This window comes from Bacillus sp. FSL R10-2780 (assembly GCF_038006125.1).
In the GTDB taxonomy this organism is placed as follows: domain Bacteria; phylum Bacillota; class Bacilli; order Bacillales; family Bacillaceae_G; genus Bacillus_A; species Bacillus_A cereus_U.
On sequence record NZ_JBBOUQ010000001.1, the window covers coordinates 2840452 to 2862498 of the forward strand.

The window sequence follows — 22047 nt, forward strand, 5'->3', positions numbered from 1 at the left end:
CTTTTCTTACAATTTCTTTACTTTAGGACTTTTTTTCTGCAACAACTGTTTTCTTTTCTTTAATTTTTTGGTATGTATAGTATGGTATAACAGCTCACACGGAGGTGGAAAAGAACATGTTAGAAACCTTTCAAAAAGAAATAGAACTTTATGAAAGCAATGCAGAATTATTGAAAGTGCTTGCTCATCCTGTTCGCTTATGTATTGTAAAGGGATTAATTGAACGTGGCCCAAGCAACGTTTCTACAATGTACACAGGCTTAAACATGCCACAATCTACAATTTCACAGCATTTAGCAAAGTTAAAAAGTGCTAAAATCGTTTCTAGTGAAAGAAAAGGATTGGAAATTTACTACAAAGTAGAAAACGAAACAATTATTCAACTCGTTCGCGTATTATTAGGTTAGGGACCTATAGGCAGAGAAAAAGAACGTATTCTATATTTTTCATCTCATATCTTTAATATAAATATATATCATGAGAGAAAATATATAATGCTACATAATTAAAAGTCGTATTAAAAAACAAGACACAGAAATATACTGTGTCTTGTTTTTTTCATATTGTTAAATATTGATTCAAAAGTAAATTCTTCATATCTTTCGTGTGCATAACAACATCAAAGGCACTTCCTAAGCTTCCGTTCAAAATCATAGAACGAACTGCTCGATTTCGTTTTTGAGTTTCAGAAAAAGGGTTGGTATCTTGATGGCTAGCAAGCTGATCTAATATTCCTGCTGCTAACAAAAACTCTGATTGCTTCCTATGCCATATCGTATTAATTCCTTGTAGCTCAAAATTCATCTTCAACTCATCCCAATGAACGTGCGTAGTAAGGTCCATTTCTCCTGGATATGCAAGCGGATTACGAATTAGCTTATGCTTATAATATCCTCTTAAACTTCCTTCATGATGTGCAGGATGCATCCATTCTTCTTTTGTATATCCATAATCAACTGTAATACATATACCTTTCTGAAACCATTTCGCAATCTCTTCTATATACTCTTCCATTGCAATAGGCACTTCAAAGCGCTGTCCCTCAGCAATATGAATGTTATATTTCAATAAGTAACGACCGACTCTTTTCTCTATCGGTCTAAATACTTCTGTAAGGTTTCCCTCATCTGTATACGTGATACGTACTTCATACAAAATTCCATTTCTTTTCTCAACTATCTCAACAGGAAACGCATCAAATAATTCATTCGAAAAAATAATTCCTTCGAAAGACTCTCCCATTTCAATATAAGATGTATAATACGACACATTATCAAATAAACAAAGCTTCTCCTGTTGTAGCCTTCTATGAAAAGGGCTCACTTCAATAATTGAATAGTTTAAATTGATAAAGGTTTCCGGAGATAATTGTTTCCATTCTTGTAAAATATCATAGGCAAACTTTCCTGTTCCCCCACCAATCTCACAAATATTTGGAGAAACTTCTCCCTTTTCAACAAGCCGAATAAAAAACTTAGCAAAAGTCTTCGCAAATACAGAAGATACATTGCTACTCGTAAAAAAATCTCCCTGTCTGCCAATTTTTTCACGTTCTCTCATATAATACCCATGTTCCTCTGCATATAATACGAGGTTCATATACGTACTATATGAAATCGAATGATCCTTTTCTTTTCCCATCCATTCTCTTAAAATGAGCTCCATCCCCATAATGACTCCTTATTGTAAAAATGGATTATTTTCTTTTTCAAAACCAATACTTGTTTCTGGACCGTGTCCACATAGCACCGCTGTTTCATCTGGTAATACAAATAATTTCTCTTCAATACTTCCAATTAATTCAGCAAAACTTCCACCAGGTAAATCCGTTCTTCCAATACTCATTTGGAACAATACATCTCCAGAAAATACAGCATTCGCTTCTTTACTATAATAAGAAATACTTCCTGGAGAATGTCCTGGTGTCTCAAAAATTTCAAAACTAAAAGAACCGATCGTTAATGTACCCTCTTCGTCAATAATATGATCTGCTGGTTTTGCTGTAATACTGCGGTTCATCATAAAAATTTGCGAGCCATTCACAGTTGCATCACCTAACCAATCCGCTTCTTCTTTATGTACGTATACAGGAATATGAAAAGCGTCTCTCACCGCATCAACAGCACCGATATGATCGAAATGAGCATGTGTTAATAAAACCGCAAGTGGTTTTAACTGTGCTTCTTGTAAATATGTAACAAGTTTCTCTCCTTCATGGCCAGGATCAAAGATAATACACTCATTTTGATCATTCGTTAAAATATAAGCATTTGTTTGTAATGGGCCTAACGGCATTTGTATCCATTTCATATGAAAATCTCCTCCAGTTATTTAATTTACTTTTAATGATACAACATTTCTTTCTCTTAGGAAAAGAAGGGGTGTTATCTCGACAATCATTTTTAAAACATGTACAATATAAAAGAGTAAATATTCTAAAAACTCATCCTAAGGAATGAGTAGACAGAGGAGGATATTGTATGGGCCTTGTTATTATTTTTACGCTAGTCACTCTGTTAGCTGTATTTGCTACGCTTAGAACACTTCGCGAAAAAAACTTATTCGCGGGCGGCTTCGCTATTGCAACCGTACTTGTTTTCGGATGGTTTACAATCATGACTGTTCTATATAATGGGTACCCACCAGCAGCTTAATCCATTTACATTTTTATTCTCCAACAAGATCTTGCATAAAAAGAGGAAGGGGGCCCCTTCCTCTTCTCATTATTCACAACTTATATCATCTTCGCCTCGTATTTGTGCTTTTTTACAAGCCACGCTCCTCCAATTACACCTGCATCATTACCAAGTATTGCAATTGCTAACTTTGTGCTCTTTACAGCACGAGAGAAAGCATATTGCTCGAAATAACGTTGAATTGGCTCTAATAGTGCATCTCCAGCTTTGGATACGCCACCACCAATTACGATTTTCTCTGGGTTCAACGTACTAGCAAGGTTCGCTACAGCTAATCCTAAATAAGAAGCTACTTTTTCCACTACTTCACCTGCTAGTTCGTCACCTTGTCCAAGCGCTTCAAACACATCTTTTGATGTAATAAGCCCTTCTTCTGCTAACATAGAACGTAAAACACTTTCTTTATCTGTCTCTTGTATTTTTTGCATAGCAACACGCACAATACCTGTTGCAGAGACTACTGTTTCTAAGCAACCCGACTTCCCGCAATTACATGGAAAAGCGTTCTCTGTAACAACTGTAATATGTCCAATCTCACCAGCAGCACCGCTTATACCATGTACAATCTCACCATTGGCGATAACACCACCACCAACACCAGTGCCAAGTGTCATACAAATTAAATCTTTTGCTCCTTCGCCAGCACCTTTCCACATTTCACCAAGCGCCGCTAAGTTTGCATCATTATCAATCACAACAGGTAATCCTGTTTCTACTTCTAGCAAGTCTTTTAACGGATAGTTTTTCCATCCTAAATTAACCGCTTCATAAATCATTCCAGATGCCACATGTACAGGACCAGGAGCTCCCATACCAATACCAATTAGCTTGCTTTTTAATTCACCTAATTCTTCTAACTTTTTATCAATAGCTTTCGCTACATCAAGTGTAATATGTTTTCCTTGTTCATTCGTATTCGTAGGGATTTCCCACTTATGTAAAATTTCACCGTACACATTAATAAATGCTAATTTAATCGTTGTACCACCAAGGTCAACACCAACTAACCATTTCTCTTCCATGTTACGTACCTACCTTTATCTAATTCTTATTTATCTCTTTTTGAATTTCTTGCTTCAACAAAAATAAAGCTGTTTGATAGTCTTGTGGATCGATTAGCTGTGATTGATTTAATTCACGCAATTCATCTTGCATTAATTGTAAATCAGCAATGCGATTACCCGTATAAATAATCGTGCCAAATTTCTTTAACAATTGCTGAATATCATAAATGGATATCATTTTATCACCCTCTATGCTCACTTACTATAAAAAAATTATAATAAGAAAACGTTCACATATTTTATTATAATCAAGAAGAAAAAGTCTCGTCAATTTTTATTTGTCTATACAAGCCCATTTATAACCATTGTTCCTTTTTCTGTAATAATTTTCTCTACATTTTTATCAAATGGCTCGACCGGAATATGTTTTACAATTTGAAAATCATAAGCTAATGATAGCGTTTTCCCTTTATAGTGCACGAGATAACGATCATAGTAGCCACCGCCATATCCAATCCGTTCTCCTCGCTGTGTATAAGCTACTCCTGGCACGATAAGAAGATCAATTTCACACGCATTTACTTCTTCCGTAAGCCCTGGAATCGGTTCACGTAAATTCATATATACTGTTTCTAATTGGTTAAAATCACTAATTCGCCGGAAAGACATCGTTCTTGCCCCTTTATTACACTTCGGAACAACAATTTTCTTTCCTTCTTCCCAAGCTTTTTCGATAATAGGATATGTATTCACTTCTTGCTCCATCGAGAGAGTGATTCCAATTGTTTTAGCTTCAACCCACTCTTTTTGTCCATACGCCGAAACGGCAATTTGTTCCGATAAAGTTGTATACTGTTCTTCAGATAAAGAATTCATGTGTTCTATTATTTGTTTGCGTAAACGTATTTTCTCTTCTTTCACACACTTCTCCCCCTTGCAGTGACACTTTACTCTACGAGGATAGTGTATCACTTTTACGTAGGAATCGCCTAAAAAAAAAAGAAACAGTAGGAAAATATTCCTACTGCTTACTTTGTTTCACGGTGTAACGTAGACTTCTTGTCACGCTTGCAATACTTTTTAAGCTCGATACGCTCAGCGTTGTTACGTTTATTTTTCTTTGAGATATAGTTACGATCTCCGCATTCTGTACATGCTAGAGTAATATTCACACGCATTCTTATTTCCCTCCAGTCACTAATAACTTAAATCAGACTATACTATAATACCACTTTTAAAATAAAAATTCTACACCTTTTGATATTGTCTAATTTTTTCTATAAGATTTTTCATGTTTTCTCTTGCTATCACTGGGTTTCTAGCATGTGAATACACCAAAAATTTTGGTTGTTTTGTATCAGAAACGATATAAGACCACTCTTTTTCTGTATATTTGAACTGTATCCCTTCAAATATACCTTCTTCTTTTATTTCCATATCGGCCAATAATTTCCTCATTACTTTCCCTTTTTCCTTCCATGAACATACAACTTCATCATAAAGTAGATACAGTGGAGGTGATTGCTCTGCTATGCTAAGTAATGTTTTTCCTTGCAACGCTATTAATTCAAATAATTTTCCAATTCGATATAAAATATCTCGCTTCCATCTTATTTGAAAAGAGTTTTTTTCATTATGCATATAAAAGAGGAGATAACATTCCCCTAATTTCAAAGACATCGGGTAAACATTATCTGCTGATTCGAGTAATAAATCCGGAATATCTACTTCTTCAAAATCAGTTCCTTGGTAAATATTGCTGTGAGTGTCATATAATTCGAAGCGATTTCCATGTTCAGAAAACATAAGCGCCATATTTGCTTTACTCGATTTCATCAGAGCTTTCACATGATCTTTTTGTTCACTCGCATAAATCCATGTAACTGTGCATCCAAGCCTTTGTAGAAAGAGCATAAGTAAATGTTGTAACATATCATTTCTCTTATTAATAAGGAGATGAAACTTCTGTTTTTGTATCGTTTCAATATCAATACGCTCTAACACAGCTTCTACATAATTATTTACAGAAACGTGAACTAGCTTATTTCGTCCCATTTCTTTCTCACAAGCGTAATAAAACGACTCAGACATATATACTTGTTCTATCGCTTTTTGCTGCTTATACGTTAAAAATGAGCCCTCCTTACCATACAATTGTATAACAATCCCTCTTTCGCTTTCCACTTGAACGAAAACTCCACCTGCACATTGCAAATTATGAATGGCATACTGAAAAAGCGACTCATTCATTTCTTTACATTCCATCGTATGAATCCCGCTGCCATGAATGGCATGGAGGAATAAATTTTTAAAGGAAGTTGTTTCTATATTTTCCTGACTTCCAATCAATATACTCTCTCCTTTGGCAAAAAGAGATCCATAAGCCATTGCAACTTTCACAATAAATTGAGGAGTAATTTCAACATTACCCCTTCCTACAATCCGGCTTTTTTGTAACCACCCTGCACTCTTTTCACTCTCTTTAACACCGGCAGAACCTACTATCGAATGACTATCTATCTCCTTATATGGCCATATTTTTCCTTTTTGCTTAATTACTGTACTTTTCCCTATATGACAATGGTCCGCTACAATACTTTTTTGGAAAAGTGTAACATCATCTTCGACCATTGTATGATCTCCTATTGTTGTTTCTAGCAACTCACAATTTTTTCCTATATGAGCGTTTGCAAAAATGATACTTTTTTGAAGATGAGAATAACTTGAAACGATACTATTTTTCCCGATAATAGAGTACGGTTCAATTACAGCCCCCGCACCAATCATTGCTCCTTCTCCAATAAAAGAAGGACCATGAATTTTCGTTCCTTTTCCTATCGTTACACCTTCTCCCATCCACACCATTGGTAATACTTCTGTATATGGAATAGGCACCTTCAATTTTTTCGTCAACAAATCGAATTGAGCTTGCCGATATTGATCAAATGTACCAATATCTAGCCAATAGTCTTCTGATAAATATGCAAATAAAGCATTTTTATTCGCCAATAACGGAAACACATCATGACTGAAATCCGAAAATTCCATGGATGGTATGTAAGAAAAGATTTCTGGCTCCATTATATAAATACCTGTATTCACAATATTAGAAACTACCTCATTCCAGCTCGGTTTTTCTATATATCGTATAATTTCTTGTTCTTTATTCATTACAACTAACCCAAATGAGAGTGGGTTTTCTACTTCTTTCGCAAACATCGTTACCATTCTCTTCTTCTGTTCATGAAATGCAATTCCTTCTGATAATTGAAAGTCAGTTAATGCATCCCCACTAATAACAACAAATGTTTCATCTAAAAAACTTTCCGCTTGCTTAATGCTCCCTGCTGTTCCAAGCGGAGGAGAATCTTCAAAATAATACAAGTTAACTCCCCACTTACTACCATCACCAAAGTATTGCTTAATGGCAGTACTCATATATTGAACTGTAATCGCAATTTCACGAATACCATGCTGACGTAATAATTCAATATTATATTCAAGAACTGGTTTTTCTAACAATGGTAACATCGGTTTTGGAGTATTACATGTTAATGGTCTAAGACGTCTCCCTTTTCCTCCAGCTAAAATAACCCCCTTCATATACTTCAGCCTCCACTTATATAATGTTCAAGAACTCCGTATATCATTTATCCCACATTAACTGCAGGAAAAGTCCGTTTTGGTATGATCTAACAATCAGTGAGAGACAGCCCCACTAATTAAAGCCTCACTTTATGAATAAATGTACCTTTTAACTCCCGATAAAAAAGAAAGCGCTTACCATTAACTTAGTAAAATAATTAATAAGACGTAACTAACACATATGTACTTATTTTTCCATTAATTATGATACATCTTATCATCATAGACTAAAGGAAACAACGAGCTTTTTTTGTCATGTTTTGACTAAAAAAAGCAGGTGATTTCTCATCACCTACTTTTTCCCCTACTCATTCAATAAATAATGCTTTCCTTTTACTAAATAAAATACATTCTCAGCAATATTTGTAACATGGTCTGCTACACGCTCAATATATCTTGCAACAAAGGATAGTTGTGTAATTTGTGTAATCGCTTCTGGTTGTCCAGGGACAGAGGAAATAAATTCACGAATCGCTTTCCCATAAATTTCATCAACTGAATCATCCATTTCAGCAATTTGTTTAGCAAAAGTTAAATTTTCTTTCTCATATGCTTCTAATGCTAAATTTAACATCTTATGAGCAATCTCAAACATTTCCTCAAGATTACGCAAGCTAACGACCACTTCTTTTTCACCAAGACGAATTGTTGATTTCGCAATATTAACAGCATGGTCTGCAATACGTTCTAAATCTGTCGCTGTTTTAATTGAAATGAAAATCCTTCTTAAATCACTTGCTACAGGCTGCTGCTTTGTAATAAGCATAAGCGCAAGGTCATTTATTTCCTCTTCTAAATTATCCATACGATAATCCCCATCAATGACTTCTAACGCTTTCTCTACATCCCTGTTGTGAAGACCTTCCATAGCAATCAATAAAGCTTCCCTTGCTAATTCACCAAGCTCGATCACCTTTTGCTGTAACGTTTTTAAATCATATTGAAACTGTTCTCTTACCATCGTTTCTTCCCCCTCAATATTATGTGCCATTTTATATAAATCCCCTACCCAGCCTCTTGTATGTTTATTAAGCCTTGAGAAAAGAGAAATATTACTCCCCTATTAGAATGAGGTGAAAGTGAGAAATGCCCTCTGTTAAGAGAGCATTTCCTCTTAGCCTTACAGCAATATCAACCAAATCGTCCTGTAATGTAGTCTTCTGTACGCTTATCTGTAGGTGTTGTAAATAACTTGTTCGTATCTGTATATTCCACAACTTCTCCACTTAAGAAGAAAGCGGTTTTATCTGAAATACGTGCTGCTTGTTGCATATTGTGCGTCACGATAACAATACTAAAATCTTTCTTTAATTCCTGAATTAGCTCTTCTACTTTTGATGTTGAAATTGGATCTAGCGCCGACGTTGGCTCATCCATTAAAATTACGTCTGGCTCAATCGCTAAGCAGCGTGCAATACATAGGCGCTGTTGCTGTCCACCAGATAAACCGTATGCATTATCGTGCAAACGATCTTTTAACTCATCCCAAATAGCTGCTCCGCGTAAGCTGTTCTCAACGATTTCATCAAGTGTTTTTTTGTCACGAACACCATGGATTTTCGGGCCATATGCTACATTTTCATAAATAGATTTTGGGAATGGATTTGGCTTTTGGAACACCATTCCCACATGCGTACGCAATTCTTCAACCGGATATGACTTTTCGAATATGTTTCGTTCTCTATATTCGATAACGCCCGTAGTTCGAACGATAGGCACTAACTCTACCATACGATTTAGTGTTTTTAAGTACGTTGATTTACCACAACCACTTGGACCGATAATCGCTGTTACTTCATTCTCATGAATACTTAAGTTGATATCTTTTAAAGCGTGGTCTTCTCCGTACCATAAATTTAAATTTTTCGTATCAAATACCACTTTTTTTGGTGCTGTCTCAATCTTTTTCTCGTTTTTCACCTGTACATTTACTACTGTTGCTACCATTTGAATTCCCCTTTCATCCACTTCCAACTTATTTTCGATTTCGTAACCATAAGACAAATATATTTATAAAGAGCAGCAACCCTAGCAAAACAATCATCCCAGCTGCTGCTACATGCTGAAATTCTTCTTGTGGTCTACTCATCCAATTAAAAATTTGAATTGGTAAAACCGTAAATCTATCAAACATACTGAACGGAACATAATTTGCAAAGGCAAGAGCCCCAATGACTAATAATGGTGCTGCCTCACCAATTGCTCTCGATACCGCTAACGTACATCCCGTTACAATCCCTGGTAAAGCTACTGGCAATACAATGTGATACATCGTTTGCCACTTCGTAGCACCTAATCCGTAAGAAGCCTCTAGTAATGAGCTCGGCACAGTTCGAATCGCTTCTTGACTAGCTACAACAACAGTTGGTAAGACGAGTAAACTCATCGTCAGTGCCGCTGCAATTATGCTCTCTCCTAAATGGAGAGCGTATACGAAAATAGTTAACCCGAGTAAACCAAACACAACGGAAGGTACCCCTGCTAATGTTTGATTATTTAATTCAATTAACTTTTTAAAAATGGACTCCTTCGCATAATGCTCTAAATAAAGAGCTGTTCCGACTCCAAATATAAAAGAGACCGGTATAACAATGCTCATAAATAGTATTGTTCCTGACAAAGCAGCAACAATCCCAGCTTCTCTCGGATTACGTGAGGCGAAGTTTGTAAAGAAATCTATTGAAAGATAACTTATACCTTTTTCAAAAATTTGAAAAAGCAATATAAAAAGTATTACTACCGAAAACAAAATTGCTATATAAAACAAACACTTGTAAATCCGATCCTTTAAAAAACGCGATGCCATATTTTCTTGTATTTTTTTATGGTTTAACATTCGCATATTATGTCACCCTCCTAAAACGGCGCATAATATATTGCGAAATGATATTCATAATAAAAGTAAACATAAATAACGTTGCACCTACAGCATACATGCTGTAATAAGTAATCGTTCCGTGCGGAGCATCACCTAAACTCACTTGTACAATATAGGCTGTTAATGTTTGAATAGAATGAGTCGGATCTATCGATACATTAGGTGTTGATCCAGCTGCAATAACAACAATCATCGTTTCACCAATTGCTCGAGAAGCTGCTAATATAATCGCTGCCATTATGCCCGTAAAAGCCGATGGAAACACCACTTGTTTTACCATCTCAAAACGAGTCGCTCCTAGCGCTAATGAGGCTTCTTTAATTCCTTTTTCTACAGCTCTCATCGCATCTTCAGAGAGAGACGCAATCGTCGGGATCATCATGAACCCTATAACAATACCCGGACTAATAGCATTAAAAAACTGCAAATCTGGTATAACGCGTTGTAAAAGTGGCGTGACAACTGTTAACGCGAAAAAACCATATACAATTGTCGGGATGCCTGCTAGTAGCTCTAACAACGGTTTTAATATTTTCCGAGCGCCATTCGAAGCGTATTCGCTTAAAAACACGGCACAACCTAAACCAATAGGAATTGCTACGAACATGGCAATTGCTGTTACAAGGATTGTTCCACATATAAGTGGTAATATACCGAATTTCGGATCTTCAAAAAAAGGTAACCATTCTTTCTCTGTCAAAAAAGAATACAATGATATCTTTTGAAAAAACATGATTGTTTCATTTGCCAACGTAATAATAATTCCAAGTGTCGTTACAATGGACACGCTAGCAATGACTTTTAGTATTAACGGAACAATTCGATTGATTCGCTGCGTTTTTTTTCTTCTATTTGTATTTCTCTCAATCAAATGTTGTACAGAAAATGTAATTTGACTTTTGTCATTATGAGCCAAAGATGAAAACCCCTTTCCACCCTGACATTACCTTTTTATTTCTGTTAACATTCGCAGCTGTTCATTATATTTTTCTTTTGGTAATTTTACATATCCGACCTCTTCAGCAAGACTTCCAACATGCTTAATCATAAACTCAACATAATTTGCTACATTAATTTTATTTCTGATAGATGCATGATTCACATACGTAAATAGCGGCCTAGATAATGGCTTATACGTACCCGATTGAATGGTCTCTTTCGTTGGAAATACACCATCCACCTGTATTGCTTTTACCTTATCTCGATTGGCCATATAATAAGCATATCCTACAAAAGCAATGGCATTTTTATCATTCATTACCCCTTGCATAATAACTTGATCGTCTTCAGACAAAGAAACCGTTTTTACAAGGCGATTATTTTGTAAGACAACATTTTGGAAATAATCATAAGTACCAGAGTCTACGCCTGGCGCATAAAATTTAACTTGTTCACGTGGCCATGATGAATGAATTTGTGACCATCGTTTCAATCTTCCATTTTCACTCCATAATAGACGTAACTCGTCTATCTTCATATTGTTTATCCACGTATTTTGACGATTCACAACAATCGTTAGACCATCATAAGCAACCTCAAATGGTGTAAATTGAATGGAGTTTTTCTGCATTGCATTTTCTTCTACCGGTTTCATCAATCTCGAAGCATTGTTTATATCTACTTCTCCTTTACTGAAACGATTAAATCCTCCTCCTGTCCCAGAGATACTAATAGAAATTTTCACGTTTGGATGGGCCTTTGTATATTCCTCTGCCACTGCCTCTATAATAGGAAAAACCGTTGAGGATCCATCAACTCTCACTTCTCCCATTTCATTTGTAGCGAATGCAGTAGACATATTAAAACAAAGGAAACATGTCGATAATGTCCAAACTTTAATCGATGCGCTCATCCATTTCACGTGTTCTTCCTCCTAGAAGTAACCGGAAATAACAGGATTACAGATATAAGAATACTGCTAAACTATTAATTCGGTTTTAATTGTTTGTAAAAGTTTTGTAAAGTTCCACAAAAACAACTGTATACACAAACTTAATTGTCAATTTTGTACTTTAGATGCAGGAAATTTTCTAATCATCCATAAAGTGAAACTTTAATCAGTGGGGGTTTTGTTCATCCCCCACTGATTATTAGCCCTCACCAATCGGGCAGCATGGCTCCCCCTAACTTCTTTGCTCCAGCTGAATTTTGAGGTGGGAGTTTTACTGCCCTCAAATAGCGGGATAAAACTGCTATCACCTATCACACAAGACAAACTTAGAGCGTATGCACTCATCTTGTTATGTTCATCGTTTTTGAAACTACATGTTTTTTTCAACATTTTACGCTTGTCCACATTTACTAAACCATATGCATAAAGCATAAAAAAAAGCACACTATCTTTTCAGATAGTGTGCTTTTTTTACAACTTTTTTATTCATCATCTTGTGCATTACTTTTTTTCTCTTTTTCATCTTTTGGAGCTTCACCAGTTAATGCTTGTTTTTTCAAATCAAAGTAAGCGTCCATTATTTCACGACCAATATATCCATTAATCCCTGTTTTATCATCATGTACCCATGGCACAACAACAGAAAATGCTACTTCTGGATCTTCAAGTGGCGCATAACCTACTAATGTTAAATTATATGTTTCAACACGCTCACCTTTTGCATTTCTACCAATCTCTTTATCTCCGCCATATACAGTTTGAGCTGTACCTGTTTTCCCAGCTGCTTTATATGGTGCACCTGCAAAGTATTTTGTAGCTGTACCACCTGTATCGTTAAACACTTGTCTAAATCCTTCTTGAACACGTTTAATTTGTGATTCAGGCATATCAACACGATTTAATACTTTCGGTTCCATGGATTGAACAACTTTTCCAACTTCCTCGGGCTTCGCCGATGGCTGACGAATTTCCTTTACAACTTGCGGTTGCATACGATATCCACCATTTGCAATCGTCGAAATATATTGCGCTAATTGAAGCGGTGTATACGTATCATACTGTCCGATTGATAAATCTAATAAGAAACCTGGTTGATTCCCTTTACCCATTTGACCAGCAGTTTCATTCGGCAAATCAATTCCTGTTTTCACACCAAGTCCAAACTGGCCAAAATAGTAACGCATAGTATCGAATGCTTTTTGCGGGATATCTAACGTACCGCCTCGTACGTATGGAACCCCAGCGATATTCATCGCTGTTTTAAACATATAAACGTTAGAAGACATTTTTAACGCTGTAAGGTCATTAATATACCCCATCGTTTTCCAAGATGACTTCGTAGGTGTCCCTTTTAATTTAATCGGTTCATCTAACTGTACAGATCCAGGTTGAATCGCACCAGTTTGATATCCCGTAAGTACTGTCGCACCTTTTACAGTTGAACCCATCGGATAAGAACTCGTCATCGTTCCTAATGCGAAATCATTTACTTTCGTTTGACCATCTTCGTTAACTAATTGTTTCCCCGCCATAGATAAAACTTCACCATTTTTCGGGTTCATCATTACAACGAATGCACGGTCTAAAAGAGGTTCGCTCCCTTTAAATCTCATTAAGTTTTTCGCAAGAATTTCTTCTACGCGCTTTTGTAATTCCATATCGATTGTTAAATTCAGATCGTTACCTCGTTGTCCTTGTGACACATTAATAGTTTCTAAAATATTTCCGTCTTTATCTGTAACATTTCTCACTTCGGATTTTGTACCGTGTAAACTATCTTCATATTGTTGCTCAAGGTAACTTTTCCCTACGCGATCATTACGATTATAATCGCGAACAAGGTAGTAATCTAATCGCTCTCTCGGTAACCCTTCATCAGCAGTCGTTACACCACCAAGTACACTTCGGAACGTATCATCATACTTATATTTTCGTTCCCAGTCGACATTTGTATCTACACCTGGTAATTTCGCTAAATTTTCACTAATAATCGCATATTCTTCCGGTGTTGCATCTTTTTTAACGATTTGCGGCGTCATTGCATATCCGCTTTCCATCTTACTTTTAATTGCCAGTATTTCTAAATCTTTTGCTGAAAATTGACTAATCTCTTCTTCTGTTACACGATTTCGTTGACGCTCATCTAGCTCTTTCTCTTCAATTTTATTCGCTTTCAACTCTTCACGATCTTTTTTTGTGATTTTTGCTTTTGCTTCTTCTTTATGTAAAGCAAGCCAATAATCTTTTTTATCGCGATCTGTTAACTTATCTGTTGGGACATCAATTAAATCTGCTAACTTTTTCGCCGTTTCTAAGCGATCATCTGCAGTTGATCCCTTCATTTTTGTAAATGTAATTGTACGAATAGGCTCATTATCTACGACTGGTTGCCCATTACGATCAAATATTTTCCCGCGTGGTACAGGATTACTTATCGTTGAATTTTCTTTTTTCTCAACTTCATTTTTATATTCCTCGCCACGAACAATTTGTACGTATCCAAGCCTTACAATAACCGCGGAGAACATTAAAAACACGCAAAAAAACAACACGTTTAACCGAAAGGGAACGTGGGTTTTTGTCTTTGTCTGGTTCTTTTTCTGCTTCTTGCTCATACAAACCCCCTCTACCAACAGCTATGTAATGTGAAAGGGACACCTTCATACAGGTGCCCTCACTGCTGTCTTACATCTTTTTCTATTCTAGCATAAAACAAACGATAAGTTAACCTTCTGGTTCAGTTTGATTCTGCGTGGTTCCTTGCGCTACAACGCTGGTTTTGTTCACATTCCCCTCATCATATTTGACATTTTTAACTGCAAAATAAATAAGAAAATGTCCAGCTCCTAAAATACATAGTAAGAAAGGTAAACTTTTTTCAGGAGGAAAGAATATGACAGCACATAAAAAACTTAAAATGGAACAAATTCTTCCGGCATTTAACCATAATTCCCTGACAACTACATATTCTACACGCCATTCTCTCGCCTGTTTTGCTCTACCAATTACATCGTATGTCATGGATCCGTACGGAACGAGTAGAATGGGATATGCAACCGCGATACATGCTGCATAAATAAGTAATTTCGTATATGTAACATTGAAAATAACTAAGAATACGACCGCATATAAAATAATGCCACCAAGTAAAATTGCTTTTTTTCGCCATTCTTTCTTTAACAGACGAGCAACTAAATAATAGCATACAAATGATACTGCAGAATTCACTAAACTATACTTCCCTAGTGCTAACTCGCTACCAGATGCTAAATAGACGTATACCGAAATAACGAAAATAAACGTTCCCTCTCTCAAACCTTGGAAGAAATGAGCACGCGTAATTCTTCCCCAGTTTTCATCAACTTGCCGCTCTTTCAATACTTGCACAATTTCATAGCGTCCTTCACATTCCCTCTTCGATAAAAAAAAGCTTAGAACGACTGCAACCGCAAATAGCATTAACGAGAGGAAGAAAACGACAGTATAACCGCTCCATTTTTCCATACGTGAAATTGTATATCCTGCAGCTATCGGTCCAATCATTCCAGAGAAAGATGTAAGAAGTCCGAGAAAACCGTTAAAAAAATCTCTTGTTTCTGGTTCTGTAATCTCAAATGTCAACAAGTTAAAAGCGAGCCAATAGAAACCATAACCAACTCCTAAAAGGGCTCCCATTAGTAAAATATAGTGAGATGCACTTTTTCCCGCTACTAAAACGACGATAAAAAAAACAGCTAACGTGCCTACACCGATTCGCAATAAAATCGAGCGATCAATACGTTTCGCTAATTTCCCTCCCACAAGAAATGTTAGAGGCTGCAATACAACGCTGGCCAAATTATACAAGCCCAAATTCACATAATTTTGTGTTTGCTTCCATAAATAAATGTTTACAAACGTATTCGATAAAGAAATTGCGAGCGTGTATAAACCTCCTATAACAAGCAATAATACTAAATCCCGATTCACTTCAACATCACCAATTACATGTTTCCACTTCATACACAACTCTCCTTTACTTCATGTTCTAGTCTTCCAAAGACAAGCTCAATTATGTAAAAGGAGAGCATAGAAAAAAGCTAGGAGAAAACCCCTAGCTTTTTTCTAGCTGTATTAACTTTAATTATTTTGCTTCTTGGTAAAGTTTTTCAGCAACGTTCCAATCTACAACGTTCCAGAATGCACCGATGTAGTCAGGACGACGGTTTTGGTAATTTAAGTAGTAAGCATGCTCCCAAACATCTAAACCGATAACTGGAGTTTTACCTTCAGTTATAGGAGAATCTTGGTTTGGAGTGCTTGTTACTTCTAACTCACCATTGTTTACTACTAACCAAGCCCAACCAGAACCGAAGCGAGTTGCGCCAGCTTTTGCGAATTCTTCTTTGAATGCATCGAAGCTACCGAATTTCGCTTCAATCGCAGTTGCAAGTTCGCCTACTGGTTGTCCCCCGCCGTTTGGAGATAGGATTGTCCAGAAGAATGTATGGTTAGCATGTCCGCCACCATTGTTACGTACTGCTGTACGGATTGCTTCAGGTACTTCGTTTAAGTTTGCAACTAATTCTTCAACGCTTTTGTCTGCTAATTCTGCATGACCTTCTAAAGCAGCGTTTAAGTTTGTAATATACGTGTTGTGATGTTTTGTATGATGGATGTTCATTGTTTCTTTATCAAAGTGAGGTTCTAAAGCATCATACGCATAAGGTAAATTTGGTAATTCGTGTTTTGCCATTGTTATATTCCTCCCGGTTTATGTATTGTCACTACATATGTGACCTACAACTTCATTCTACCCTAATTGCCATAGGGTGCAAACAAATAAATCGCTTTGTCTTGCTATCATTAAAGTAGCAAAATTCCCACTTCTTTTCAATTAAAATGCTCATATATTCCGTAAAAAAAGCTTCCTTCTACAAGGAAGCTTCCTGCTGACATAATAAACATATGAAATGGATATGGACCCTGTAGGACTCGAACCTACGACCGGACGGTTATGAGCCGTCTGCTCTAACCAACTGAGCTAAGGGTCCACAATTATGTATGTAACATTAAAAACAACTAACTTCCCATCGGATATATCGTTTAAAAAATGTAAGATAAATTTACCATATACAAAAGAAAAGTGTCAATTGTATTTTTCTCTACTAAAAGAAGTAAATTAATAAAAAGAAATTTAGTCCTTTCTACTATATGTAAATATAATATATCTTGAGCTTCTCTAGATTCGTACGTTACAATGATTTTACACATACATAAAGGAAGTGAATCTATGTCCATTTTTACACAGCTAGCAAAAAGCGTATATTCGCCTAAAGATATGGCGCTTTTCCGTTTTCAAAAAATCGGTAAAACCATTTTGTATATTATGCTTCTTTGCCTAATCACTACTATTCCAAGAACTTTCTTGTACGGTAGCGTTATTCAAGATGGTGTTAACATGGTAAATAAAGTAATCGAAAAAGATTTACCTGATTTTAAAATTGAAAATGGTGAGCTAACAGCTGATATTGATCAACCTATCGAAAAAGAAGACGGAAATGCCCTTTTCGTATTTGATCCAAATTCAACAGACTTAGAAAAATATCAAAATAAAACAGGTTTATTTGTTTTAAAAGATAAAGTAGTCTCCATGGGGAACGGTCAAACACAAACATACTCCTATAATGACTTATTAGGCGCATCTCTTGAGAAAAAAGATTTACAAGATTTCATTTCGTTATTTGACGGTATTTATCCAATCTTATTATTCGTTATTGGGTTCTTACTGTACTTGTTCCAATTATTTATTACCTTTGTAGGAGTTACATTGCTTGCCTTCATCGGTTCTGCGATGAGCGGTCAACGCAAATTATCTTATAAACAAGTTTGGACATTAACTGCTTACAGCTACACAATTCCAACAATCTTCTTTATGATTATGGATTTATTCAAAATAAACGTACCTGGCGCAACATTCATTTACATTGCAGTTGTTTTAATCGTTCTATACTTAACAATTAAAGAAGTTCCAAAACCGAAAGAAAAACAAGAACTATAAAAAAATGCCTAAATAGGCATTTTTTTTTTGGACAAGCATATATTCCTAGCAAAGGAGTGAAGGATATGAAGAGATTAGGTGTACTCTTATTCGTGCTTGTCCTCGGTTATATATTTTATTACGACATAAAAATCGGTACTTTACCGATGTTAAGTTCATACAAAAAAACCTCTGCTGCCCAAACGATAAAACAAGAAAATACAGATACAAAACAAAATAAAGAGAAAGAAACAGAAAAAGAAACGGATATAGCTTATAAAGCAATCGAAGTAAAAACTGGCGATACAGTTCTTTCTATTACAGAAGCGATTAATAAGAAAAAAATTCCTTCTATTGAAAAAGTAATTGATGATTTTAAGCAATTAAATAAAAATACATCTGCTACAAAAATCCAAGTTGGAAAGTCTTATAAATTCCCGTTATATCAATAAGCAATCACTTAATCCTTGTCAATTACATAAAGGCGCTGATACAATAGTAAAAGTGAAACCGAGTACTTTGGTTTCCATAGCCCTTTCTCACACATACTATCATTGATGTAAGGGACTAAAATAAGAAACTTCTTTTATAAGGAGAGCGATCAATTCGTGAATGAAATGACTCAACGTACAAAAACACGTCCAGTTAAAGTCGGTAATTTAACAATTGGCGGTAACAATGAATTAATTATACAAAGTATGACGACAACAAAAACGCATGATGTTGAGGCTACAGTTGCTGAAATTAAACGTTTAGAAGAAGCTGGCTGTCAAGTTGTTCGTGTTGCTGTTCCAGACGAACGCGCAGCAAATGCTATTGCTGATATTAAAAAACAAATCAACATTCCACTTGTTGCTGATATTCATTTTGATTATCGCCTTGCTTTAAAAGCAATCGAAGGCGGCATTGATAAAGTACGTATCAATCCAGGTAACATTGGACGTCGCCATAAAGTAGAAGCTGTTGTAAATGCAGCGAAAGAGCGTGGCATTCCAATCCGTATCGGTGTAAATGCCGGTTCATTAGAACGTCATATTTTAGAAAAGTATGGATATCCAACTGCTGATGGTATGGTCGAGAGCGCACTGCACCATATTAAAATTTTAGAGGACTTAGATTTCCACGATATTATCGTATCAATGAAAGCCTCTGATGTTAACTTAGCAATTGAAGCATACGAAAAAGCTGCTCGCGCTTTTGATTACCCATTACATTTAGGTATTACAGAATCAGGAACATTGTTTGCTGGAACTGTAAAAAGCGCCGCTGGTCTTGGAGCAATTTTAAGTAAAGGTATCGGAAATACACTTCGTATTTCTTTAAGTGCTGATCCAGTTGAAGAAGTAAAGGTTGCACGTGAACTATTAAAGTCATTTGGTCTTGCATCTAATGCCGCAACACTTATTTCTTGTCCAACTTGTGGTCGTATTGAAATCGACCTAATTAGCATTGCTAATGAAGTCGAAGAATACATCTCTACACTTAAAGTTCCAATTAAGGTTGCAGTACTCGGCTGCGCCGTAAACGGTCCTGGTGAAGCTCGTGAAGCCGACATCGGTATTGCTGGTGCACGCGGAGAAGGTTTATTATTCCGTAAAGGGCAAGTCGTTCGTAAAGTACCAGAAGAAACAATGGTAGAAGAACTGAAAAAAGAAATTGATGTAATCGCTGCTGAAATGGCTGCCGAACGAGAAAAAGAAAAAGAAAAAGAAAAAGAAAAACAAGAACAATAAAAAAAAGGTTGCCCACAATTTTTGTGAGCAACCTTTTTTACATTTAAATTAAAAACTCGTCAGTTATATAACCGACGAGTTCTCTTATTTTGCACATTTTGGACAACGACCATATATTTCGAACTTATGTCCCGTTACCTCATAACCTTTAAAATCTTTATTCATAAAATCCATTGGGCAAGAAGTGATTTCTTTCGTACCACCACAATCTAAACAAATGAAATGATGATGATGTTCCATAATAGAGCACATAAAACGAAAATGTTTTTCACCATTTAATTCCGTTTGCTCTAAAACACCAATTTCAGCAAAAACCGTTAAGTTACGATAAATCGTATCGAAACTAAGTCCTGGATAATCATCCTTCATATGTTCTAAAACATCTTTTGCGGTTAAATACCGATTATGCGCCGCGAATAATCTTAGCATCTCTTCCCTTTTCCCCGTATGTTTATATCCTTTTTCCTTCATTAGGCGTAAAGCTTCTGTTAGATTCATACCTATCCCTACTTTATGCAGTTTTTTTCTTCTTCCATAAAATCGCACCGATTAAAATAAGAACCGCTATCATAACAATTGTACCACCTGGTGCTAGATCAAGTTGATACGAAGCAAACATTCCACCAATTACTGCAATTTCACCAAATAAAATGGAAAAGAAAATTGTTTGTTTAAATCCTTTTGCAATACGAATACTTGCTGCAACTGGTAACGTCATTAAAGATGATACGAGAAGAACACCTACAACACGCATTGATACCGCAATTACAAGAGCAACTAATATAATGAAAATAAAGTGAATCCACTTTGCACTCAAACCGGTTGATACAGCGTATTCCTCATCAAATGATAGTAAAAACAACTCTTTGTATAATAAAACAATCGTTATAATAACTACAATTGCTACTATACCAATAATAATTAAATCCGCACTTGTCACAGCACTTACACTACCAAATAAATAACTAAATAAATCCGTATTGAATCCATTAGCAAGTGAAATGAAGATAACTCCAATCCCCATCCCTGCTGAAAGTATAATCGGAATTGCTAACTCTTGATAATGTTTATATACAGTACGTAATTTTTCAATTAGCAATGCTCCACCGATTGAAAAAAACATTCCCATATATAAAGGGTTTAAAAACCCTCCAGTAAAGATTGTCTTTTCAAGTAATAAACTGGCTGCAATTCCTGATAACGTCACATGACTTAATGCATCCGCAATAAGCGACATGCGGCGAATTACAACGAACACGCCGATAAGTGGTCCGACAAGCCCAATTAAAACACCAGCGTATAAAGAATTACGTAAAAAATCATATTGTAAAAAATCCTGTATCATTATATCCTCCCGTGATGCCCATGTTCATGTTCTAAGCGATGAACATGATGCCCATATAAAATCGACATTTCTGCATCTTCTAACTCTCGGAATTTCTCTACATTCCCATGGAAATGTAGATGCTGATTTAAACATGCAACATGCGTCACCTTCTCTGTTACAGCACCCATATCGTGCGTAACAAGAATTAACGTGATCCCTAGCCTTTTGTTTAAATCCTCTAGTATCTCATAGAAGCTTTCCACATTTTTCACATCGATTCCAACAGTAGGTTCGTCCAAAATAAGCAATTCCGGATTACTTACAAGTGCACGAGCAATAAATACACGCTGTTGTTGTCCACCAGAAAGTTCTCCAATGTTGCGACCTTGAAACTCACTCATACCTACATCAGCAATCGCTTTTTCTACTTTCGCATTATCGTCTTTCGTAAAAAAGCGAAAAAGCCCCTTTTTCGAAACGAGCCCCATTGAAACAACTTCAAAAACAGTTGCTGGGAAACCTGAGTTAAAACTACTTGCCTTTTGGGATACATAACCAACTTTATTCCACTCTTTAAATTTCTTACTATCAATGCCAAACAATCTAATACTTCCTTGCTTTGGTTTTAAAACACCCAATAAACATTTAAGTAAAGTCGATTTCCCTGAACCATTTGGTCCAACTAAACCTAAAAAAGCTCCCTTCGGAACTTGCAAATTAATATCTTCTAACACGTTGCGATCTTCATATCGAAACGTTAATCCTTCTATTTCCAATATATTATTCATATCATCTCACCTATTTTAATTCAGAATGATTCCGATTTATCTCTATTTGAATTATAGTACAGCTTA

At 35.9% G+C, this 22047-nt stretch carries 23 protein-coding genes and 1 tRNA gene; 5 read left to right on the top strand and 19 right to left on the bottom strand.

Annotated features, from left to right (window positions below; all coding sequences use genetic code 11):
• The first annotated feature begins 116 nt into the window (after window positions 1-116).
• The gene (locus NSQ47_RS14830; protein WP_000894375.1) at window positions 117-407 is read left to right on the top strand and encodes an ArsR/SmtB family transcription factor; all 291 of its coding nucleotides are present in this window, start codon (window positions 117-119) and stop codon (window positions 405-407) included.
• Between the two features lie 151 nt (window positions 408-558).
• Here NSQ47_RS14830 and NSQ47_RS14835 read toward each other — a convergent pair whose 3' ends face one another.
• Together NSQ47_RS14835 and NSQ47_RS14840 are read right to left on the bottom strand one after the other, a co-directional pair.
• Window positions 559-1671, bottom strand: coding sequence for a class I SAM-dependent methyltransferase (locus NSQ47_RS14835; RefSeq protein ID WP_002160471.1), 1113 nt, complete (start codon window positions 1669-1671; stop codon window positions 559-561).
• 9 nt (window positions 1672-1680) lie between these two features.
• Entirely contained in the window at window positions 1681-2310 is a 630-nt protein-coding gene (locus tag NSQ47_RS14840; protein ID WP_002015137.1) for an MBL fold metallo-hydrolase, read from the bottom strand.
• A gap of 170 nt (window positions 2311-2480) precedes the next feature.
• Here NSQ47_RS14840 and NSQ47_RS14845 point away from each other — a divergent pair, with 170 nt between their 5' ends.
• Window positions 2481-2654, top strand: coding sequence for a DUF2759 domain-containing protein (locus NSQ47_RS14845; protein ID WP_002111850.1), 174 nt, complete (start codon window positions 2481-2483; stop codon window positions 2652-2654).
• An 80-nt stretch (window positions 2655-2734) separates the two neighbouring features.
• Here the strand turns inward: NSQ47_RS14845 and glcK are convergent, their stop codons facing one another.
• From glcK to NSQ47_RS14915, 14 genes are all read right to left on the bottom strand, one after another.
• Window positions 2735-3718 (bottom strand): glucokinase, encoded by a 984-nt coding sequence (gene glcK / locus NSQ47_RS14850; protein ID WP_341037236.1) that lies wholly within the window; start codon window positions 3716-3718, stop codon window positions 2735-2737.
• A 19-nt stretch (window positions 3719-3737) separates the two neighbouring features.
• Window positions 3738-3938: a YqgQ family protein gene (locus NSQ47_RS14855; RefSeq protein WP_002160470.1), complete on the bottom strand. Its 201-nt coding sequence runs from the start codon at window positions 3936-3938 to the stop codon at window positions 3738-3740.
• Between the two features lie 104 nt (window positions 3939-4042).
• A complete protein-coding gene (locus tag NSQ47_RS14860; RefSeq protein WP_078180597.1) occupies window positions 4043-4621 on the bottom strand; it encodes a 5-formyltetrahydrofolate cyclo-ligase in 579 nt (192 codons plus the stop codon).
• A gap of 107 nt (window positions 4622-4728) precedes the next feature.
• Window positions 4729-4878, bottom strand: coding sequence for a 50S ribosomal protein L33 (rpmG, locus tag NSQ47_RS14865; RefSeq protein WP_001265616.1), 150 nt, complete (start codon window positions 4876-4878; stop codon window positions 4729-4731).
• A 70-nt stretch (window positions 4879-4948) separates the two neighbouring features.
• A complete protein-coding gene (locus NSQ47_RS14870) occupies window positions 4949-7303 on the bottom strand; it encodes a sugar phosphate nucleotidyltransferase (protein WP_002160468.1) in 2355 nt (784 codons plus the stop codon).
• Window positions 7304-7649: 346 nt separating this feature from the next.
• Entirely contained in the window at window positions 7650-8306 is a 657-nt protein-coding gene (gene phoU / locus NSQ47_RS14875) for a phosphate signaling complex protein PhoU (protein WP_341038242.1), read from the bottom strand.
• Window positions 8307-8476: 170 nt separating this feature from the next.
• On the bottom strand, window positions 8477-9292 hold the full coding sequence (gene pstB, locus NSQ47_RS14880) for a phosphate ABC transporter ATP-binding protein (protein ID WP_002160466.1): 816 nt from the start codon (window positions 9290-9292) through the stop codon (window positions 8477-8479).
• Between the two features lie 28 nt (window positions 9293-9320).
• Window positions 9321-10187 carry a phosphate ABC transporter permease PstA gene (gene pstA, locus NSQ47_RS14885; protein WP_002111858.1) on the bottom strand — a complete coding sequence of 289 codons (867 nt, stop codon included), beginning with the start codon at window positions 10185-10187 and terminating at the stop codon, window positions 9321-9323.
• A gap of 1 nt (window position 10188) precedes the next feature.
• Window positions 10189-11139, bottom strand: coding sequence for a phosphate ABC transporter permease subunit PstC (gene pstC / locus NSQ47_RS14890; RefSeq protein ID WP_002199339.1), 951 nt, complete (start codon window positions 11137-11139; stop codon window positions 10189-10191).
• A gap of 27 nt (window positions 11140-11166) precedes the next feature.
• Entirely contained in the window at window positions 11167-12084 is a 918-nt protein-coding gene (locus NSQ47_RS14895) for a PstS family phosphate ABC transporter substrate-binding protein (RefSeq protein WP_341037238.1), read from the bottom strand.
• 512 nt (window positions 12085-12596) lie between these two features.
• A complete protein-coding gene (locus NSQ47_RS14900) occupies window positions 12597-14729 on the bottom strand; it encodes a peptidoglycan D,D-transpeptidase FtsI family protein (RefSeq protein WP_341037240.1) in 2133 nt (710 codons plus the stop codon).
• 109 nt (window positions 14730-14838) lie between these two features.
• Window positions 14839-16116 (bottom strand): MFS transporter, encoded by a 1278-nt coding sequence (locus NSQ47_RS14905; RefSeq protein WP_002111864.1) that lies wholly within the window; start codon window positions 16114-16116, stop codon window positions 14839-14841.
• A 121-nt stretch (window positions 16117-16237) separates the two neighbouring features.
• Window positions 16238-16849 (bottom strand): superoxide dismutase [Mn], encoded by a 612-nt coding sequence (gene sodA / locus NSQ47_RS14910; protein WP_070139953.1) that lies wholly within the window; start codon window positions 16847-16849, stop codon window positions 16238-16240.
• A gap of 224 nt (window positions 16850-17073) precedes the next feature.
• Window positions 17074-17147, bottom strand: a tRNA-Ile gene (locus NSQ47_RS14915).
• A gap of 239 nt (window positions 17148-17386) precedes the next feature.
• On the opposite strand from NSQ47_RS14915, the gene yqgB reads away from it, so the two are divergent.
• From yqgB to ispG, 3 genes are all read left to right on the top strand, one after another.
• On the top strand, window positions 17387-18154 hold the full coding sequence (yqgB, locus tag NSQ47_RS14920; protein WP_341037241.1) for a protein YqgB: 768 nt from the start codon (window positions 17387-17389) through the stop codon (window positions 18152-18154).
• 65 nt (window positions 18155-18219) lie between these two features.
• Window positions 18220-18585: a hypothetical protein gene (locus tag NSQ47_RS14925; RefSeq protein ID WP_002111869.1), complete on the top strand. Its 366-nt coding sequence runs from the start codon at window positions 18220-18222 to the stop codon at window positions 18583-18585.
• Between the two features lie 165 nt (window positions 18586-18750).
• Entirely contained in the window at window positions 18751-19866 is a 1116-nt protein-coding gene (gene ispG, locus NSQ47_RS14930) for a flavodoxin-dependent (E)-4-hydroxy-3-methylbut-2-enyl-diphosphate synthase (RefSeq protein WP_131798918.1), read from the top strand.
• Window positions 19867-19950: 84 nt separating this feature from the next.
• Here ispG and NSQ47_RS14935 read toward each other — a convergent pair whose 3' ends face one another.
• Genes NSQ47_RS14935 through NSQ47_RS14945 form a run of 3 tightly spaced genes read right to left on the bottom strand, consistent with a single transcriptional unit; the run spans window position 19951 to window position 21981 of the window.
• A complete protein-coding gene (locus NSQ47_RS14935; protein WP_002067192.1) occupies window positions 19951-20364 on the bottom strand; it encodes a Fur family transcriptional regulator in 414 nt (137 codons plus the stop codon).
• A 13-nt stretch (window positions 20365-20377) separates the two neighbouring features.
• Complete coding sequence (locus NSQ47_RS14940) at window positions 20378-21211, bottom strand: metal ABC transporter permease (RefSeq protein ID WP_002160460.1); 834 nt, start codon at window positions 21209-21211, stop codon at window positions 20378-20380.
• Window positions 21211-21981, bottom strand: coding sequence for a metal ABC transporter ATP-binding protein (locus NSQ47_RS14945; protein WP_002111871.1), 771 nt, complete (start codon window positions 21979-21981; stop codon window positions 21211-21213). The genes NSQ47_RS14940 and NSQ47_RS14945 overlap by 1 nt, the downstream gene beginning before the upstream one ends.
• Window positions 21982-22047: the final 66 nt, after the last annotated feature.